Annotated in this window: 16 protein-coding genes; all 16 read right to left on the bottom strand. The window is 63.6% G+C overall.

The window, feature by feature from the left end; all coding sequences use genetic code 11:
- Nucleotides 1-128: 128 nt before the first annotated feature.
- On the bottom strand, nucleotides 129-1,997 hold the full coding sequence (gene asnB, locus NKH22_RS11100) for an asparagine synthase (glutamine-hydrolyzing) (RefSeq protein ID WP_352909535.1): 1,869 nt from the start codon (nucleotides 1,995-1,997) through the stop codon (nucleotides 129-131).
- A 71-nt stretch (nucleotides 1,998-2,068) separates the two neighbouring features.
- Nucleotides 2,069-2,335, bottom strand: a complete 267-nt coding sequence (fliQ, locus tag NKH22_RS11095; RefSeq protein ID WP_023671896.1) for a flagellar biosynthesis protein FliQ — start codon at nucleotides 2,333-2,335, stop codon at nucleotides 2,069-2,071.
- Nucleotides 2,336-2,359: 24 nt separating this feature from the next.
- Entirely contained in the window at nucleotides 2,360-2,767 is a 408-nt protein-coding gene (gene flgD / locus NKH22_RS11090) for a flagellar hook assembly protein FlgD (RefSeq protein ID WP_023671895.1), read from the bottom strand.
- On the bottom strand, nucleotides 2,767-3,210 hold the full coding sequence (flbT, locus tag NKH22_RS11085; RefSeq protein WP_023671894.1) for a flagellar biosynthesis repressor FlbT: 444 nt from the start codon (nucleotides 3,208-3,210) through the stop codon (nucleotides 2,767-2,769). Before flbT ends, flgD begins: the two co-directional genes overlap by 1 nt.
- Nucleotides 3,207-3,554: a flagellar biosynthesis regulator FlaF gene (gene flaF / locus NKH22_RS11080; protein ID WP_023671893.1), complete on the bottom strand. Its 348-nt coding sequence runs from the start codon at nucleotides 3,552-3,554 to the stop codon at nucleotides 3,207-3,209. Before flaF ends, flbT begins: the two co-directional genes overlap by 4 nt.
- A 30-nt stretch (nucleotides 3,555-3,584) precedes the next feature.
- Nucleotides 3,585-4,628 carry a flagellar hook-associated family protein gene (locus tag NKH22_RS11075; protein ID WP_023671892.1) on the bottom strand — a complete coding sequence of 348 codons (1,044 nt, stop codon included), beginning with the start codon at nucleotides 4,626-4,628 and terminating at the stop codon, nucleotides 3,585-3,587.
- A gap of 3 nt (nucleotides 4,629-4,631) precedes the next feature.
- Nucleotides 4,632-6,086: a flagellar hook-associated protein FlgK gene (gene flgK / locus NKH22_RS11070; protein ID WP_352909533.1), complete on the bottom strand. Its 1,455-nt coding sequence runs from the start codon at nucleotides 6,084-6,086 to the stop codon at nucleotides 4,632-4,634.
- Between the two features lie 176 nt (nucleotides 6,087-6,262).
- The gene (locus tag NKH22_RS11065) at nucleotides 6,263-7,516 is read right to left on the bottom strand and encodes a flagellar hook protein FlgE (protein WP_023671890.1); all 1,254 of its coding nucleotides are present in this window, start codon (nucleotides 7,514-7,516) and stop codon (nucleotides 6,263-6,265) included.
- Between the two features lie 94 nt (nucleotides 7,517-7,610).
- Entirely contained in the window at nucleotides 7,611-8,279 is a 669-nt protein-coding gene (locus NKH22_RS11060; protein WP_023683295.1) for a response regulator transcription factor, read from the bottom strand.
- A 221-nt stretch (nucleotides 8,280-8,500) separates the two neighbouring features.
- Nucleotides 8,501-9,088 (bottom strand): transglycosylase SLT domain-containing protein, encoded by a 588-nt coding sequence (locus NKH22_RS11055; RefSeq protein WP_373420117.1) that lies wholly within the window; start codon nucleotides 9,086-9,088, stop codon nucleotides 8,501-8,503.
- Nucleotides 9,021-10,406 carry a flagellar hook-length control protein FliK gene (fliK, locus tag NKH22_RS11050; protein ID WP_352909532.1) on the bottom strand — a complete coding sequence of 462 codons (1,386 nt, stop codon included), beginning with the start codon at nucleotides 10,404-10,406 and terminating at the stop codon, nucleotides 9,021-9,023. The genes NKH22_RS11055 and fliK overlap by 68 nt, the downstream gene beginning before the upstream one ends.
- On the bottom strand, nucleotides 10,403-11,833 hold the full coding sequence (locus NKH22_RS11045) for a MotC family chemotaxis protein (RefSeq protein ID WP_023820678.1): 1,431 nt from the start codon (nucleotides 11,831-11,833) through the stop codon (nucleotides 10,403-10,405). The genes fliK and NKH22_RS11045 overlap by 4 nt, the downstream gene beginning before the upstream one ends.
- Complete coding sequence (locus tag NKH22_RS11040) at nucleotides 11,830-13,176, bottom strand: MotB family protein (protein ID WP_023686352.1); 1,347 nt, start codon at nucleotides 13,174-13,176, stop codon at nucleotides 11,830-11,832. Before NKH22_RS11040 ends, NKH22_RS11045 begins: the two co-directional genes overlap by 4 nt.
- A 31-nt stretch (nucleotides 13,177-13,207) precedes the next feature.
- The gene (locus NKH22_RS11035; protein WP_023710971.1) at nucleotides 13,208-13,834 is read right to left on the bottom strand and encodes a hypothetical protein; all 627 of its coding nucleotides are present in this window, start codon (nucleotides 13,832-13,834) and stop codon (nucleotides 13,208-13,210) included.
- A 3-nt stretch (nucleotides 13,835-13,837) separates the two neighbouring features.
- Nucleotides 13,838-15,478, bottom strand: a complete 1,641-nt coding sequence (gene fliF, locus NKH22_RS11030) for a flagellar basal-body MS-ring/collar protein FliF (RefSeq protein ID WP_023820679.1) — start codon at nucleotides 15,476-15,478, stop codon at nucleotides 13,838-13,840.
- A gap of 192 nt (nucleotides 15,479-15,670) precedes the next feature.
- Complete coding sequence (locus NKH22_RS11025; protein ID WP_023683302.1) at nucleotides 15,671-16,555, bottom strand: flagellin N-terminal helical domain-containing protein; 885 nt, start codon at nucleotides 16,553-16,555, stop codon at nucleotides 15,671-15,673.
- Nucleotides 16,556-16,837 lie beyond the last annotated feature (282 nt).

Below are 16,837 nucleotides of genomic sequence, written 5' to 3'. Positions count from 1 at the left end.
CGTCTTCGAAAAAGATCATGGTCCAACAACAGGATAGCAAGGCGAAAATACGTCAGCCGGGAATGGTCCGCTACCCAGAGCGATGTTCTCATTGGTCCACTGCGCGGGGCTGTCGGCCGCGCGCGAAGTCAGCTTCTGTCCCGGGCAGCGGTATGCAAGGCTTCGGTCAGCGTGCCTGTCGTCTCGCCGCCGGCGTGAAGGCGCAGGAAAAGCTCCATGCCGACAAGCCGCAGCCTGGACGGTTGCTCGCGCCGCGCCAACTGGACCATGTCCTCCAAATTCGCGGCGGGCCATTTCAAGGCATCGCGCAGGAAACCGCCGCGTAGCAAAGTCTCCGTGCCGGCCGAAAATTGCGACGACATCTCGAAGCCGATCTTGCGCGCCTGGACGTTCTGGCGCGGAATATGCTTTTCAGCGACCTTTCGCAAAAGCCATTTTCCTGTTTTGTCGCGGTATTTCTGCCGCCTCGGCAAATGGATGGCGAAGTCGATCAGGCGGTTTTCCAGGAACGGGACCCGCAGTTCCACGGACGCCGCCATGCTCAGCCGGTCGTGCCGGTGCAGGATGTCCTGCAGATGCGAATAGAGGTCGTAGAGGCAACTACCGAGAAAGGCGCGATCCGCGGGCGGCATAACCGGCTCCAGGCGGTCGAAGATCTCGGTTTGCAGAAAATTCAGCTCCGGCGACAAAGCACGCAGGACCATGCTGCGATCCATTTGTGAGTGGCTTCCAGCCGAGACCTTGTAGGGGGCATGACGCTGTTGCTCGAATCTCCGGTCGAGCGAGCGCTTCGAATGGACCAGGCGCCGGGGCCACGACCAGGAACGCCACTTCTTCATGCTCAAGGCCTGCAAGGGGTAGCCGCCAAACAATTCGTCTGCGCCTTCGCCGGTGAGCAGCACCTTGACGCCATCGGCCCGGCATCGTTCGGCAAGCGCCAGCAGTGCGACATGGCTGGCGTGCCAGCCATCGCTTTCAAGATGCCAGATTACCCTTGGCCAAAGTTCGAAAAACCGGTTCCTGTCGACCGGCATCCGGCGCAAGGGCACGCCGACATGGCGGCCGGTGCGTTCGGCGTCTTCGGCCTCGCTGTTGCCGAGCTGCGGGTCGACGACATAACCGTGGACTTCCGGCCTGAACCGCTTTGCCAGCGCCGTTATCAGGCCGGAATCGACACCGCTGCTGCAGGCGGTGGCAACGCTGGTATCGGCGATGCAGTGAAGTCCGACGCTGTCCTTGAGCAACGCCTCGAGCGTCGCCATGTGTTCAGCATCAGCGGATGCATCGCCGGTAATGCGCGCGGTCTCCAGCACGTCCAGCACATGCCAGAAGCGGCGCTTCTCGATAACGCCATCGGTGATCTTCCACAGGCCGGCGGGCGGCAGGCGCTCGATGCGGTCGAACAGGCTGTAGCTGGAATCGCGGCTCTGCCAGGCAAGCCGCAAGGTGATCTCGCGGCTGTCGATGTCGCGCGGAAAACCGTCGCAGGCGAGGATCGCCTTGTCCTCCGAGGCGAACAGGATTCGCTCCGGCGTGTCGGCCACCGACATCGGCTTGATTCCAAGACGGTCACGCGCAAGCCACAGCGCACTGCTGCGAGCGTCGAAATAGGCGAAGGAAAACATCCCGTCGAACAGCGGCACGGCTTTTTCGGGGCCCCAGTGATGCAAGGCTTCGAGAACCACTTCGGCATCGCAGATGGTTCGAAAGACGACGCCTTGCGCCTGCAGCGTTTCGCGCAGCGAGCGGTAATTGTAGACCTCGCCATTGTAGACGAGAACGCCATCGCCGGAAGAAGTCAGCATCGGCTCACGGGCGGCGGGCGAGGGATCGATGATGGTAAGTCGGCGGTGACCGAGCGCCAGCCGATTGTTGTGCCAGCTGTCATGATCGTCGGGGCCGCGATGTACCAACGCCTGCATCATGCTGGCGACATCCGACAGGTCGTTGGCGTCGATCGGGTTTCGTTTGCGCCAGACGCCGGCTATTCCGCACATGGCCTGCCGGTGAGTTCTGCCTGAGTCATGGCCTGCAATCTAGCCGGAACACAGCCGCCTGCAAGCGCTGCCTAGAACCCGTTTTCAATGCGCTCGAAAATGACGTTGGTGAAGGCCGAGATCTGGCTGCCGATGAACGGACCGGTCAGCGCCACGACCAGCATGATGGCGACGATCTTGGGCACGAAGGTCAGGGTGATTTCCTGGATCTGGGTCAGGGCCTGGATCAGGGCAATGCCGATGCCGACCACCATGGCGACCAGCACCACCGGCGCGGAAGCAACAAGCACCGTCCATACCGCGTACTGGACGATGTCGAGTGCGTCGGCCTCGTTCATGTGAGCGCGCCTCTATGGAACTGTCTAGCTGGCCGGCTTTATCGAAACGCCCGCGCCGACCGGCACTTCGGTGCCGTTCTGCAACACGGCGATCACGCCGTTGCTTGCAAGCTTGACCGAGGCCACGACGCCGGTCGTCTTGCCGTCGGCCGAGGTGATCGAGCGGCCGATCAAGGCATCGGCCTGCGACAGCGCCGAGGACTGCATGATCTGGTCGAGCTTGGTGTTGGTCTGCACCGATTGCTCTACCTGCGAGAAGGTGGCGAGCTGGGCGACATACTGCGTCGAATCCATCGGTTTCGTCGGATCCTGGTTCTTCATCTCGGCGATCAACAGCTTCAGGAACGACTGGTAGTCGACCGCTGTCTTCGACGTCTGCTGGGTGCCCTGGTTGGCGCCCGTGGGGATCGTCGTCGTCATGTCCACATTCATCAGTATTGTGCTCCCACGGCCAGCGGGCGCTTCGCACCCTGAACATCGTCATTGCCGCCAAGTGCGCGGCGTTCGAGCGGATAAAGCGCACGGATAGCCTTCAGCGCTTCATAGATATGGTCTTCGCCGACCATGCGGTCGATCTGCTTCAGCGCGCCACTGATCTGCTCATCCTCGAAGCTTGCCAAAAGCAAGGGCAGCGAGCGGCGGAACATGGCGCGCGCCTCGATGGCGCCGGCCGGGTTCATCAGCATCACCTGCAGGATGAAATAGAGCTGCTTGAGCGGCGTCAAGGCATCGTCGGCCTGGATGACATGGTTCTCGAGCAGGAACTGTACGTCGTTCATCAGCTCGACGGTGACCTTGCGGTCGACGCGGATGACGGCGCCGTTGATGTAGATCTTCTCGTTCGGCTTCAGCGATATCTTCAGCGTGTTGGTCATTGAATGCCGTCCCGGATGATCTGGGACACTTCGATCAGCCCTTCGAAATTGTCGGTGCGGCCCTGGCGGATGTCCTCGGCCTCGCGCAGCAGCCACAGGCCGATGGAGATGAGGTTGGCGCGCAGTTCCTTGGGCAGGACATTGTCGCTGGAACCGAGATCCTCGACGAAGGTGGTCCAGACCCGGTTGGTGAAGTGCAGCGCTTCGACCGCCTCCATCGAGGTGTGGCCGACCGCCGCCGCCGCCGCCAGCATTTCGATCGAGCGGGTCAAAAGCTGCCGCTCGCGATCTTTCGCATCGGCAACGGAGTCGGTCTGGATGTCGGCGTAGGAGAATTGGTACATCGTTTGGCTCTACCGTTGCGGTTGAGATTGTCAGGTCAGGTAGTTCAGCAGGCTCATCTGCTGCAGGCGCGCGGTCAGCGCGAAGGACGTCTCGATATGCTGCGTCAGATCCGCGACGCGGGTGGCTGCCTCGGCGGGGTCGACGCCTTCCAGATCAAGGATATGGCGCTCGAACAGGTCGACCTGCGTCTTCATGCGGTCGCTGGCGTCGGAGACCCGCTTCTCGGCAAGGCCGGTCTCGGCCTGCAGTTGCCCTAGCCCGCCCAGCGCCTCGCCGACCATCGCCTGGGCGCGGCCGACAACGGTGGTCTTCGCCGCCTGGCTGATATTGCCGGACAGCAGGCCGGTGATCAGGGCGGAAGCCATGGCGAGCTTGCGGATGCTGTCGTCATTGGCGCTGGCCGAGGTTTGGGTGGTTTCGCCCAGCGAAATGCGGCTGACGATCTGCTGGTCGGTGGCGTTCGACCAGTTGGCCTGCCAGCCGGAGCCCATGAACTGCGGCAAGACATTGCTGGTGATGAAGCCGTCCATCTGGGCGGCGGTGATGTTGGCAGCGAGCGGATCGGCCTGCGTGAAGCCGAAATACGACGAGAAGGAAGCGTCGAACGCCGCCTTGGCCGGCGAGCCCGCGGCGGTGAAATCGTCGATCGGCTTGACGTCGGTGTTGGTGCCGGCAAACAGATATTCGCCGTTGACGCTGGCGTTGAGGATAGAGGTCATCTGCTGCACGGCGGCCTTGCCGGCTTGCTGCGTGATGGTGCTCGAGGAATTGCCGGCGGCGGTCAGCGCGGTCAGCAAATTCTGCGCAGTGTCGGAAAGCTGGCCAAGCGCAGCCTGCGTCGAGGACAGCCGCGCGGTGACCAGCGAATTGGAATCGATGATGACGTTCAACCGGTCGAGGTCGCGCGAGAAGGTGACCGCCTGCGAGGTGCGCGCGCCGAGCGCCAGACCGACATCGGCGACGGTGCCGGTCGTCGATTCCTTGGTGGCTTTGACCAGTTCGGCCTGCATGCGCATCTGCTGATAGCGCGCGGCGTTGGAGAGGGCGGCTGATGAGACGGATGTGGCTTTCATGGCTTATCCTACGGCATCGAGCAGGGCCGACAGCATGTCGTCGACGGTTTTCATCATGCGCGCCGAGGCCTGATAGGTGTGTTCGAGGTCGAGCAGCAGCGACATCTCCTGGTCGACATTGACGCCGGTGTCGTTGGACAGCGCCTCGGCGGTGCGCGATGCCAGCGCTTCCTTGGCGTCGGCGTTGCTCGAGGCCTGCTGGCGCTGGCCTTCGAACCAGCCAATGGCATTGGCGGCGTAGTCGGACACGCTGGACGTGACGGTGATGCCGGCCGCAGCGTCGAAAGGCATCGGCTTGTCGAGCTTGTCGCCATAGCCGATCAAGAGCTGCGAATAGGAGGCGTTGCCGGCAGTGTTGGCGATATAGGCCGCACCATTGGCGCCGCCGTCGCGCAGCAGCACCGGATTGCCGCCGACGCTCGGGTCCATTGCGGCGTTGACCTTGATCGAGCCGGCAAGGCCGTCGATCAGTGTGCCGGCGGCCGGAATGGCGGGCGCACCCGACCAGGTGAACAGGCCGGTTCGGTCGGGCTGCGAAGGTGCTGTTTCGGCAAAGGCGGTGATGAGGCCGCGCGCCACTTCGTCGAGCTGGCTCTGCATCGTCGCCGCGACGCCGTCGCGCAAGGTGATGAGCCCGGCGAGCTTGCCGTCGGCGCTGGTGTTGCCGCCAGCCCCGGCGCTGACCGGCACATTGTCGATGTAGATGGTGTTGCCTGGTGTGCCGGCGGTGTAGCCCGCCGACGGGGTGAAACTCACCGAGCGCGGAATGGTCTCGAACAGCGTCGTGCCGTCCCTGGTGGTGATGACCATGTCGTTGTCGCCCCGCGTGAAGGTCGACACCGGCACATAGTCCGCGATCTTCTTCAGCAAAGCGTCGCGCTGGTCGAGCGCGTCGGATGCGTCGGTACCCGAACGGGTTGCGGAGATGACCGCCTTGTTGGCGTCCTGGAACTGACTAAGCAGCGAGTTGAGATCGTCGACCGCCGTTGATATCTCGCCATCGGCCTGGGTGCGGAAATCCTGGATCGCGTTGGTGCCGTCGTTCAGAGCGCGCACCACCTGCTGGGCCGCGTCGATGACGCTGGAGCCGAGGTTCTGGTTGGATGGCGTAGCGGCGTAAAGCTCCAGCGCGTTCTGCAGCTTGCCGATCGCGGTCGAGGCAGAGGAGGAGTTGTCGACGCCGTTGACTGCAACGGCGAGGCGGTCAATGCCGCTGTAGAGCGTGCTCTGGCCGCTCCAGGCCGATTGCGCGCTAAGGTTCTGGCGAAACAGCAGGGCGTTGGTGGCGCGCTGGATCTCGACCGAGCGCGCCCCGGGCGCGCTGCTGACGACGACCGCCGTGCGGCGGGCATAGTCGGGGTTGCTGGCGTCGGCAATGTTGCGGGAAAGGACGCTGGTCTGCTTCGATGTGGTCTGAAGCGACTGTTGGGCTATGGTCAATGCGGAAGTCAGCGACATGCGGGTCTTTCACGAGGCCAGTGGGGAGGGGATGACGTCTCTGCCCTGTCGGCGGCGTCGGCGTTCGGAAACCTGCAATCCCAGACCACCCCGGCCGGTTTGCCGGTGTGGCCTTGAATTCGAAATCCGCGCACCGCGCTGCTCTGGTTTGGGTTCATTCCCCTGGCGCCCGTCGTTTATCTCTTCAGGTTGACAAGGACATCCATGAGGTCGGAACCGGTCTGGAACACTTTCGAGTTAGCGGTGTAGCTGCGCTGCGCCGCGATCATGTTGGTCAATTCCTCGGCGATATCGACGTTGGAATTTTCCAACGCGCCGGAGATGATGCTGCCGAGCTTGCCTTCATTGGCGAAGCCGATGCGCACGGTGCCGGAGTCGGTGGACTGCGCATAGACATTGCCAGGCAGTGCGGTGAGGTTGTCGGCGCTCTGGACGTCGGCCAGTGGGATCTTGAACAGCGGCTTGGTCGAGCCGTCCTGATACTGGGCGTAAATGACTCCGTCCTCGCCGATCTGGATCTTTTCGATCGTGCTGGGCGCGTTGCCGTTGACCTTGGCTTCGGAGACCGTGAAGCCGGTGCCGAGCTGAGTCAGCTTGGACAAATCGAGGTCGAGCGACGCACCGCCCGGTACGGGGATCGTTATGCTGTCGACCGCGCCGGTTAGCTTGCCGGTGGTGGTGTCGAAGGTCAGGTTGGCCGTGGCCAGCGCGCCGCCCGTATAGGGGAAGGATGTGCCCGGCGTCGCCTGGGACTGGTCGAACACAGAGACCGACCAGGCGCCGGTGCCGGTGTTGGTGAAATAGACGTCGAGCAGCTTCTTGTTGCCGAGATTGTCGTAGGTGACCATCGAGGATTTCGACGTGTATTCGGCGGTCGGGCTGTTGGTGGAAGGCAGCGGACCGGCGGGCGGCGTGGCGCCAGCCGGCAGATTGGCGTTGAAATTGCCTGTGGTGCTGGGCGTCGCCGTCATTTCTTGGTCGGAGATCTGGACCGGCACCAGTCCTTCGAAACCGTTGGCGGTGGCAGCCGGCGTGCCGTTGGCGTAGCTGTAGGCCATCAGTTGGTAGCCGGCGGCGTTGACCAGTCTGCCCTGAGCGTCGGGAACGAATGCGCCGGCGCGGGTGAGGAAGGGCGTCCCGCTGGGGTCCTGGACGACGAAGAAACCGTTGCCGTTCACCGCAAGGTCGGAAACCGAAGTCGTGTACTGCAGCACGCCCTGGGCGCTGATGGCCGAGCGGATGGTGGTGTTGACTCCGCCGGAATTATAGGCGCCGCCGACCTGCGGCATGATCAGCGTCGAAAACTCGGCCGAGGATCGCTTGTAGCCGGTGGTGTCGGAATTGGCGATGTTGTCGGCTGTCGCCGAAAGGCGGTTGGCCTGCGCGTTCATGCCGGAAACGCCGGTCCGCATCATTCCGTAAAGGCTCATCGAAACGTCTCCTCAATGCCCAAGATCGTTGGGCCCATGTCTGTGGTCGCGAGGATATAATTTTTGTCTTGCGCGAGGCTGGCGCAGACCGGCATCAGAACACCAGCCGGTAGCCGAGGAAGCGCTTGGAATCTATCGGGTCCTGACCAAGCTTTTCGCGCAGTTTCTTGCGCAATTTGGAGATGTGGCTCTCGACGACGTTCTCCTCGACCTCTTCGTCGAAGATGCCGTAGATGGCGTTGAAGACCTGGGTCTTGGTGACGCGGCGTCCGCGGTTGCTCGCCAGATATTCGAGGATGCGGCGTTCGCGGCGCGGCAGAGGCAGCGGCTGGCCATCGATCTCGGGATCGCGGCCATCCATGAAGATGCGCATGGCGCCGATCTCGGTGTAGCTGACGTCCTCATGGGCGCGGCGGCGGATGGCGGTGATGCGGGCCAGGATCTCCCGAATATGGACCGGCTTGCGGATGACGTCGTCGACACCGCTCTCGAACAGCCGCAGCGTATTCTCGAGCGAGTGCTGTTCGCTCAGCGCAATGACCGGAGCGCCGGTGCGGTCGCGGATCTGGCGTGGCGAGATGGCGCCTTCGCGGCAGTCGCCGATGAGGAAGGCTCGGACTGATCGCAAATCCGTGTCGGCGGCCGATGTCACCCACTCGCCGAATTCACCGGACGCGAAGCCTGCACAGGCAACGCCCTCACGATCGAAAAGTGAATTATAGCCTTCAGTTACGAGCTCTCGCTCGTCAACGATTACAATCATCGGCCCCGCCTCCGAATCAGATCATCTGCCCCGTGGGAAGAGGCGTAACCGGTGCAGGGAATCCTGAACAACCGTCATTTCTTGTAGCTATTTTCTTGGGAGTTATTTCGAGTTTCGAAATAACCGCAATCACGAGGTTGTATCGTTGGTTGCCGAAACGGGTGACTTGGAACGTCACCCGCCGGGCATGGATTTGCAGCCGTCCGCAAAAGCTGATTCCCCTACGGGTTGCAAAAGTTGCGGGCATTCGGGGTCCATTTGCCGAAGCGGGTGGCGACCATATTGGCGATGACGCGGCAGACATAGAATTTCTGCGCGGGGTCATTGTCGGGGCCGGCGTGGTAGCGGGCGACGGCCATCGACCAGCTGACATGACGAGCATGCAGGCTGGCCAGGAAGCGCGCGGCATAGTCGACATTCTGGCGCGGGTCGAGCATGTCGTCGACGCTGCGGAAATGCGCGGCGTGATAGTGATGGTTGATCTGCATGCAGCCGAGGTCGATCAGCGTCTTGCCCTCACGCCGGGCTGCTTCGAAGGCGGCCAGGGCCTCGGTGCGGCTCCTTGGAAATACCGCTTTTCCCTCTATATTCAATGCATTAGGTTGCAAGCTACCCTTCTTGCCGGTCTCGGTCAGTCCGACCGCATAGAGGATGCCGGCCGGCACGCCATAGCGATCGGCGGCACGCAAAATCTCGGGCTCGCAAGGGTTGGTGGCGGCGGTGGCCGGCTTGGTGGCGAGGCTAGATAAACATATCGTCGCCAGCACGCTCGCGAGCAGGCGCGCCAGCGCGGCCGAATTCCTGGGCATCGTCATTGCGGTTTCTTCCCGACTGGTGGCCGCCCGAACCCGTATTGTTGCCGCTCGAGTTTCCGGGCTGAAAAGCGGACTGGTCGCGGCCTTGCGGCATTGGCTGCGAGTTCGCTGCATCGCTGCGGGCCGCTGCGTGGATCGCTATCGAGGGTTGCAGGATGGTGACCTTGTCGACATCGAAGCCGAGCCCGCGCAACGACTTCACGATGGCGTCGCTGTCGGTGGCGAGACGGCGGTAAGCCTCATGGGTTTCGGGCTTCAATTCTATCGAAAGTTGTTCTCCGGAAAGCCTCAGACTGGCGGTGACCATGCCGAGCTCTGCCGGGTGAAGCTCGATCTTCAATATATGTGTCGGAACGGCAACAGAACCGGCCGTCTGGGCGGTCGTCGACGGCGTCGAAACCGCTTGCCGCAGGCCGTTGTCCGAAGCCAGCGCGTCGAGAAGCGCCGAAGTCGTCTGGTTCATCGGGCTTTGCGCCGGGGCCGGGAAACTCTGCTCGGCGACAATGTCGACGCGCGCAGCGGATAGCGCCTGTTTCCCCGGTGTGGACGATGCCGCGGAATGGGCTCCATCGACGGCCTTCGCCGACGGCGCGGACCGTTTTGCCTCGGGTGCCGAAACGTCGCTTGCCGTCTGGTCCGCCGGTAGAGGAGGCGTCGGATCATCCTGGTGCGGCAGTTTGCCGGACTGGAGCCCGATCGCGGGCAGCTTTTGCCCCTGATCCCGTGCTGATACGCTGGTACCGGTCTTGGCCCGTTCGGATCGCGTCGTCGTGTCGAGTCTGTCGTCAATGCCGGAAGCTGCGCGGTGTCTCTTCAGAGGCGACGTCTGTGCAGAAATGGCCTCGCCAGCGGGCGCTGGTTGCCCAGTCTGTCCATTCGTCGCGATGCCGTTCCCGCTTGTCCGGACCGTTGAGAAATGCCTGATATCCTGCAGCGCCAGCACCAATGGCAAAAGATCCTGCAGCGGTCCTGCATCCGCGTCTCGTCCGGCCACTTCAGCGTCGTTGGATGGTTTGTCCGGGCCACTGTCGGCATGTTCTTTTGCGGCCTTGCCGGCAGCGGACTTCGCCACCGTCTTGCCAGACTGGGTGTGTGGGATTTCGCTTTTGCCGGGACCGGCAGGGCTGCGTTTGGCCCAATGCGGCTCGTGCGACGCGGCCTCAATTGCTCCCTGGCCTATCGGTGTCGGCGCATCGTCGTCGCCGCGCACCATGTCGCCGAAGCTTTTGTCGCCACCTTTGGCGTTTGAGGCCGACTGCTTCGATCCGGCGTGCGCGGGAGCCGGCAGGGCCTGGCCAACATTGGTGGTCATTTCGGGGCTGCTCCAAGCATCTGGTCGATCAAATCGAGCTGGCGACGCGTCCTCGCCATGGCGGCGTCGGTGGGATCGGTAGGCTCTACTGCGGCTGGGGCCGGCACCGATGCCGGCACGACCGGAGCCGCATCGCTGGCCGAGGCGACTGCAGGCGTTTCCGCCGCCTTTGCCTCTGGCGTGCTCGGTGCCTGCGCGGCCGGCTCACTTGCCGCCTTCGGTTGGTCGGTTGCGGGCTGTTCACTCGACGTTGTGGCGGCTGGCTGTTCCGGCATCGCGCCTTCGACCGGCGGCAGCTCTGGCTCGTCGGGTCTTTCCACTGCCGCGGTCTTGACCGGCTCCTGCCTGGCCGCGGCAGGTGCGGGCTTTTCGGCAGGCAGCGGCGCCGGCGGGGCGATGACTTCACCCGCCACGGCCTGCGCGGCATCGAGCAGGTCGCGGTCGCTTTGCGAAAGCTGGTTGCGATCGATCTTGTCCAGCTTGGCGCGGACCTCGCCGATGGTGCCGGACGTTACCGTGGACAGGCTGGAATAGAGCTGGGCGCGCGGATCGTCCTGATTGTGGATGCCGTCGCGGCCCCGTTCAGCCCTGGCCGAGGCAAAGGCGGAGAGATCGGCAAAGCCGTCGATTGCGGCGCGGCGGGCGATGCGCAGATAGATCACCTTCTCGCGTTCTGGATCCATCATTGCGGTGATGTCGGCGAGCTTGTCCTGGCTGATCGCCATGTGCAGCGTGATGACGCCGGAGACGAAGGCGTCGGCGAACTGGCTGGCATAGGGCGAATAGAGGTAGTCTTCGACGTATTGGGTTGAGGCAAGCGCGAAACGCGCACCGTCGCCTTGCGCGGCGGCGATGCCGACCGAGCGGCGCAGCGCTGCTTCCTCGACCAGCGTGCCGGGGCTGAGCAGGCGAGCATCGTCGAGCAGCGCAAGCGCGCTGACCGGTTGCTCGGTGGCGAGAAGCGAGCCCTTGACCAGCGCCAGAAAGGCACCGACATCGGGGGGCAGGGTCATCGGATCGATCGGCTTCAGCGCCTCGATCGCAGCCGCCTGCCGGCCGTTCAGATAATCGACAATGCCCTTGGCGATGGTCAGGCTTTGCGGGTCGGTCTTGGCGCGCGACACCGCCGCCTCGACGGTGACGGGGTTGCCGCCACTCATGCCATAGACCAGCAAGGCGCGAAAATTCTTCGGGTCGCTGAAATCATCTGCGTCCGCCGCGCGCAGCCTTGTGTCAGCCATTTCGAGCAGCTTGGCCTGCATCGGCAGCGCGGCGTGATCGCCGGCGGCGATGCGGTCCTGCACAAGCTGCAGCGAGCGCACCAGCTGATAGGGCTGCAAGCCGTCCTCGGCGAAGGCCGATGGCGGATGGACAGCGCTCAGCAGCAGCAGCCCGACGGCGCGGCCGATGATGGCGGCGCGCCTCATCCGTCGGTCGCCATCAGGATTTCGATGCGGCGGTTCGCGGCCGCCATCGGGTCGGCTGCGATTTTCGGCTCGCGATCGGCGAAGCCGGCGACCTCGGTGATGCGGCGCTCGTCGACGCCGCCGCGCACCAGCATGTAATAGGCGGAATGGGCGCGCGCCGTGGACAGCCGCCAATTGTCGTAAGTGTCGCTGCGGAACGGCCGCGCGTCGGTGTGGCCGTTGATGCTGATCGTGCCTTTCTGCTCGTTGACGATGCGGCCGATCTTTTCCATCGCCAGCACCAGTTCACGCCTAGGCACCGCCGATCCGATCTCGAACATGCCGAAATCGAACTGGTCCGTGATCGAAATGACGACACCCTTGTCGGTGGCTTCGACGGAGACGCCATTATGCAATTTGTCGCCTGGCTTGAAGGCCTCGGCCAGTTCCTGCTTGACCTGCGCCGCGGCTCTAACAGTGGCGGCCGTCGGCGCTTTTTCCGCGGCTTCGGGTTTGGGTGCGGGTTGTGCTTCGGCGGCTTCGGCCTTTGCAATTTCGGCCTTCGCTGCTTCAGCCTTGGCCTCTGCTTTGGCTTCAGCCTTGGTCAGCGGCTTATCGGAAACGGATTTCGCCAGCGGCTCGAGCGGCGCCGCGGCCACTGGCGGCGCGGCCGGCACGGCCTTCACCTCCGCCACTTGCGTCTGTGCCGCCTTGTCACCCGGCTTCAGCGGATCGCCTTCGATCTTGGTGCGTTCGGCGGTGGCTTCGGCGCCTGGTGCAGCCACCTGCTGCGACCAGAAATCCGGCGCGAACGGGTCGCGGTAGGATTGGCCACCGGATGCGCCGGTAGCCGGGCCGGACGCCTGCGCGCCGCCATCGCCCTTCTCGCTGACATTTTGCATGACGCCGGTGTCGGTGGCGATTTCCGACAGCACCGCATAGGGATCGGCAAACAGATGCTCGTCGGAAAGATCGGTCTTCGGCGCCGATTCCTTCGATTGCTTCTTGTCGGAAGTACCGGCGCCGCCGACGCCGTCCTGTCCGGCCTTGCTGGTCTTGTCCCGCGGGTCGTCCGCCGTCAGCCCGACCTTGCTCGGGCCATCGCCGAGGTCTTCGAGGCCCTTGCGGCTGGCGTTGCGATCGACCAGCTTGACCGGATTGAAGTAGCTGGCGACGGCTGCCTTGGTCTGCTCGTTGGCGGCGTTGATCAGCCACATGACGAGGAAGAAGCACATCATGGCAGTCATGAAATCGGCAAAGGCGATCTTCCAGACGCCGCCATGGTGGGCGTCGTCGTGGTCGTCGTGGTTGCGCCGCACGATGATGATCTCATGCCTGGCGTCTGCGGCCTCGACAACGCTCATGACGTCCACTCGTTCGTAAGAGGGCCCTCGCTCATGACAGGGCCTCCGACAAGGCGGCCGACCATTCGGCAATGCGGGTTTCGAACACCGCCTCGTCAATGGCGACGGTAAGGTCGAAGCCGGGCGCCTCGACGAAATCGAGATTGGCCGCGCGTGGGCCGAGCGAAGCCTTCAGCGTCTCGAACAATGACAGCGGTCCGCGCACGGCGATGCGCACCGCCTCGCTGTCGCCGACGGCTTCGCGGATCGTGCCGGCAAGAGCTTCCAGCGAACGCTTCTGCAGATCGTCGCTGACAAGGCCGCCAATGATGCGCGCAATGGTGGCGCCGACGAGGTCGCTTACCTTGGCCTCCATGATCTCGATACGGGCAGTGACGACCGCGCCGAGATCGCCGCCGAAACTTTCCAGAAAGGCCTTTGCTTCATCGGCGTTGGCCTGTCTCTGCGCCTCGAGCGCTGCCTGGTGGGCGATGGCAAGGCGGGCTTCAAGGGCGGCTTCGGCATCGATGACCGCTTCGGCGATCAGCGCGCCGATGTCGGCCTGCGGCGCCGACGTCTCCGGCCTTGGCTCGGCCATGGCCGCGAGCGAGGGCTGGCCGGCACGCTGGCTGCGTGCGCCGAAATCCGGCAAAAGGTCGAAAAGCGCTGCCGAGGCCATGGTCTATACCGCTGCTTCCTGGGCCGCCCATTTGCGCAGGATCTGCGCGGTGCGCTCCTCATTGATGTCGACCATGCGGGCAAGCCGCTCCTGTGGCGCCGGCCTGATCTTCTGGCGAAGATCATCGAGTGGAGTCGGGCCGGGGCGGCTGCCGGGCAAGGCAGCCGGCGCCTGTTCGGCGCCGGCGGCTTCGGGTGTCGGCAGTGAACGCTGGACGTCGTCGAAGCTCGGACCGGCAAGTGCCGGCGTCGGCCGCGCGCTCAGCGCGGTGGCCATTGGCCTCAGGCCGAAGAAGGCGACCAGGAACACCACGACGATGAACGCGCCGGCGTTGATCATCGTACCGGCATGGGTTCCGATCGACGCCATTATGCCCGGCTGTTCGACCGCCTCGCCGTCGAGCCCGTCGATGAACTCGACGGCCGAGACATCGATGATGTCTCCACGCTTGTCGTCGAAGCCAGTGGCCGAAGCCACCATCTTCTGGATGTCGGCAACGCGCTTGGCGATCTGCTCGGGCGTTGCGTCCTTGCCGAGGATGGTCATCAGCCGCTGCTGATTGACGACGACGGCGATCGACATCTTGGTGACGGAATAGCCGTTCGAGACTGTGGCGATCTTCTTGGAGTTGATCTCGTAATTGGTGATCTCCTCCTTGCGGTCGTTCGCCGATGACGTCTGCGGACCATCGGTGCTGGTCGCCTGGGTCTCGGGCAGGTTCTGCTCGACGGTGGCCGGGGTCGAGGCCTGCCTCTGGTTGCTGTTTTCGTTGGCGCGCACCGACTGCACCGAACGCTCGACGCGCGACTCCGGATCGAAGATCGTCTCTTCGGTCTGGCGGGTGTCGGTGTTGACATCGGCCTTGACGCTGGCGCGGAAATTGTCGGGGCCGAGATAAGGCGTCAGCGCGCGGCGGATGTTGTCGCCGATCTGCGCCTCGACGGTCTGCTCCACGCCGAGCGTGCGGGCAGCACTTGTGTTGGAGGGATCGTCGCCGGCGGCGAGAAGGTTGCCGTTGGAATCGAGCACGGTAACCTTGTCGGCCGACAGGCCCGGCACGGCGGCGGCGACGAGATGGCGGATCGACATGGCGCTCTTTTCAGCGTCGATGCCGGAATAGCGGATGACCACCGAGGCGGAGGGCTGCTGTTCGTCGCGGCGGAAATTGGCGCGCTCGGACATGACGATGTGAACGCGGGCGGCCTTGATGCCGGATATCGACTGGATGGTGCGGGCGATCTCGCCTTCCAGGGCGCGCACGCGGGTGATCTGCTGCATGAAGGAGGTCAGCCCGAGCGAGCCGACATTGTCGAACAGTTCGTAGCCGGCATTGGCGCTGGTCGGCAGGCCCTTTTCGGCGAGCAGCATGCGCGCCTGCGCGGTGGTGCCGGCCGGCACCAGCACGGAGGTGCCGTCGGAGCCGACGTCGAAGCCGATGCCGGCTTCGCCGAGCACCAGGCCGATCTGGTTCACGTCGGAGCGATCGAGCCCGACATAGAGCGTCTCATAGGCCGGGCGGTTGAGATAGACCGAGCCGATGCCGATGACGGCCATCACCAATGCGGCAATGCCGGCCAGCATGGCAAGGCGCCTGACGCCAAATGCCCTGAGATTCGAGATGATGCTCTGGATCTGTTGCGGCACGATTCAAGCGCTCCCAGCATGATATTCCGTGGGAACACTAGACCGCGAAGCTTGTGCGAAGATGATAGAGCATGTCGCCCGGAAGTGCAGCGGTTTCGGGTCAACGACATGCGTCAAAACACAGCCACAAAGCGAAAGGGCCGCGCTGTCGGCGCGGCCCTTCAATTCAAGAAGGAGAAAGCCGGGTCAGGCTTACTGCTTGAACAGCGCCAGGATCGACTGCGAGTTGCCGTTGGCGATCGACAGCGACTGGATGCCGAGCTGCTGCTGGACCTGGAGGGCCTGCAGCCGCGTCGATTCCTTGTTCATGTCGGCATCGACCAGCGCGCCGACGCCCTTGTCGATGGAGTCCGAGAGGTTCGACAGGAAGCTCTTCTGGGTGTCGATGCGCGACTTGGCGGCGCCGAGATAGGCGGCACCCGTGGACAGCTTGGCAAGCGCCGTTTCAACAGCGCCGAGTGCGGTGTCGATGGCCGCCGGGAGGACCTGGGTGGTGCTGGGATCGAAGAAGGTCGTCGCCAGCAGAGCGCCGACGATGCCGCCAGTGCCAGGAAGATCGAGAACCTGCGTGTCGGCCGCCTTGACGTCGATGGTGTCGATGGCGACGGTCGTGCCGGTGCGGTTATAGGACGCGACGATCTTCAGGTCGGAGGTCGCGGCAGCGTCGTTCTGCAGCAGGTTCGAGCCGGCATAGGAGGCGTTGGTGACCGACGACTTGATCTGGTCCTGGATGGCCTTAATTTCGGTCGCGATCTTCTGCTGGTCGTCCTTGCTGGCGCTGCGCGCAGTGACCAGCTTGGCCTTGATCAGGTCGACCTGGTCCTTGATGTCGGTGATGGCGGTGTAGGCGGTGTCGACCTTGCCGGCGCCGAGGCCAAGCGCGTCCTGAACGGCCGAAAGCGCCTTGTTGTCGGACTTCATCGTGGTGGCGATCGACCAGTAGGCGGCGTTGTCGCTGGCGGTGGCGACGCGGTAGCCGGTCGAAATGCGCGACTGAGTGGTTTCAAGCTGCTTGTTGGTGTTGTTCAGGCTCTGCAGCGCGGTCAGAGCCGAAGCGTTCGTCATGATGCTAGCCAAGATATTTACCCCTTTTCAAACACTGGCGTGTCCCGCACACGCCGGATCAACTTCATCAAGGGGGTAGGCATAAGCCCATCGACCGTATGGTCTGCCCGCCATGGAATGGTTAACCATGACTACCGGGATATGGTTAATGGCCTGTTAAACCAAGCCATTCAGGGCGCTGGCCAGAAGCAAAAATCGGCCGCCATTTAGGAAGAAAATCAACAGCCGCAAAAAGAAATCGGGCCGCGCTGTTGGCGCGGCCCGACGGATGGTGACAGTCGTAAAGTCGAGAGA

The organism is Mesorhizobium sp. M1252 (assembly GCF_040318265.1).
In the GTDB taxonomy this organism is placed as follows: Bacteria; Pseudomonadota; Alphaproteobacteria; order Rhizobiales; family Rhizobiaceae; genus Mesorhizobium.
The sequence above is the reverse complement of the archived record's forward strand: the minus strand, read 5'-3'. Positions and strand labels throughout refer to the sequence as shown.

What these genes read in the sequence shown, in the direction of transcription:
- asnB (WP_352909535.1), bottom strand. Translation starts at nt 1,997, where the DNA reads ATGTGCGGAATAGCCGGCGTCTGGCGCAAACGAAACCCGATCGACGCC.
- fliQ (WP_023671896.1), bottom strand. Translation starts at nt 2,335, where the DNA reads ATGAACGAGGCCGACGCACTCGACATCGTCCAGTACGCGGTATGGACG.
- flgD (WP_023671895.1), bottom strand. Translation starts at nt 2,767, where the DNA reads ATGAATGTGGACATGACGACGACGATCCCCACGGGCGCCAACCAGGGC.
- flbT (WP_023671894.1), bottom strand. Translation starts at nt 3,210, where the DNA reads ATGACCAACACGCTGAAGATATCGCTGAAGCCGAACGAGAAGATCTAC.
- flaF (WP_023671893.1), bottom strand. Translation starts at nt 3,554, where the DNA reads ATGTACCAATTCTCCTACGCCGACATCCAGACCGACTCCGTTGCCGAT.
- NKH22_RS11075 (WP_023671892.1), bottom strand. Translation starts at nt 4,628, where the DNA reads ATGAAAGCCACATCCGTCTCATCAGCCGCCCTCTCCAACGCCGCGCGC.
- flgK (WP_352909533.1), bottom strand. Translation starts at nt 6,086, where the DNA reads ATGTCGCTGACTTCCGCATTGACCATAGCCCAACAGTCGCTTCAGACC.
- NKH22_RS11065 (WP_023671890.1), bottom strand. Translation starts at nt 7,516, where the DNA reads ATGAGCCTTTACGGAATGATGCGGACCGGCGTTTCCGGCATGAACGCG.
- NKH22_RS11060 (WP_023683295.1), bottom strand. Translation starts at nt 8,279, where the DNA reads ATGATTGTAATCGTTGACGAGCGAGAGCTCGTAACTGAAGGCTATAAT.
- NKH22_RS11055 (WP_373420117.1), bottom strand. Translation starts at nt 9,088, where the DNA reads ATGCCCAGGAATTCGGCCGCGCTGGCGCGCCTGCTCGCGAGCGTGCTG.
- fliK (WP_352909532.1), bottom strand. Translation starts at nt 10,406, where the DNA reads ATGACCACCAATGTTGGCCAGGCCCTGCCGGCTCCCGCGCACGCCGGA.
- NKH22_RS11045 (WP_023820678.1), bottom strand. Translation starts at nt 11,833, where the DNA reads ATGAGGCGCGCCGCCATCATCGGCCGCGCCGTCGGGCTGCTGCTGCTG.
- NKH22_RS11040 (WP_023686352.1), bottom strand. Translation starts at nt 13,176, where the DNA reads ATGAGCGTTGTCGAGGCCGCAGACGCCAGGCATGAGATCATCATCGTG.
- NKH22_RS11035 (WP_023710971.1), bottom strand. Translation starts at nt 13,834, where the DNA reads ATGGCCTCGGCAGCGCTTTTCGACCTTTTGCCGGATTTCGGCGCACGC.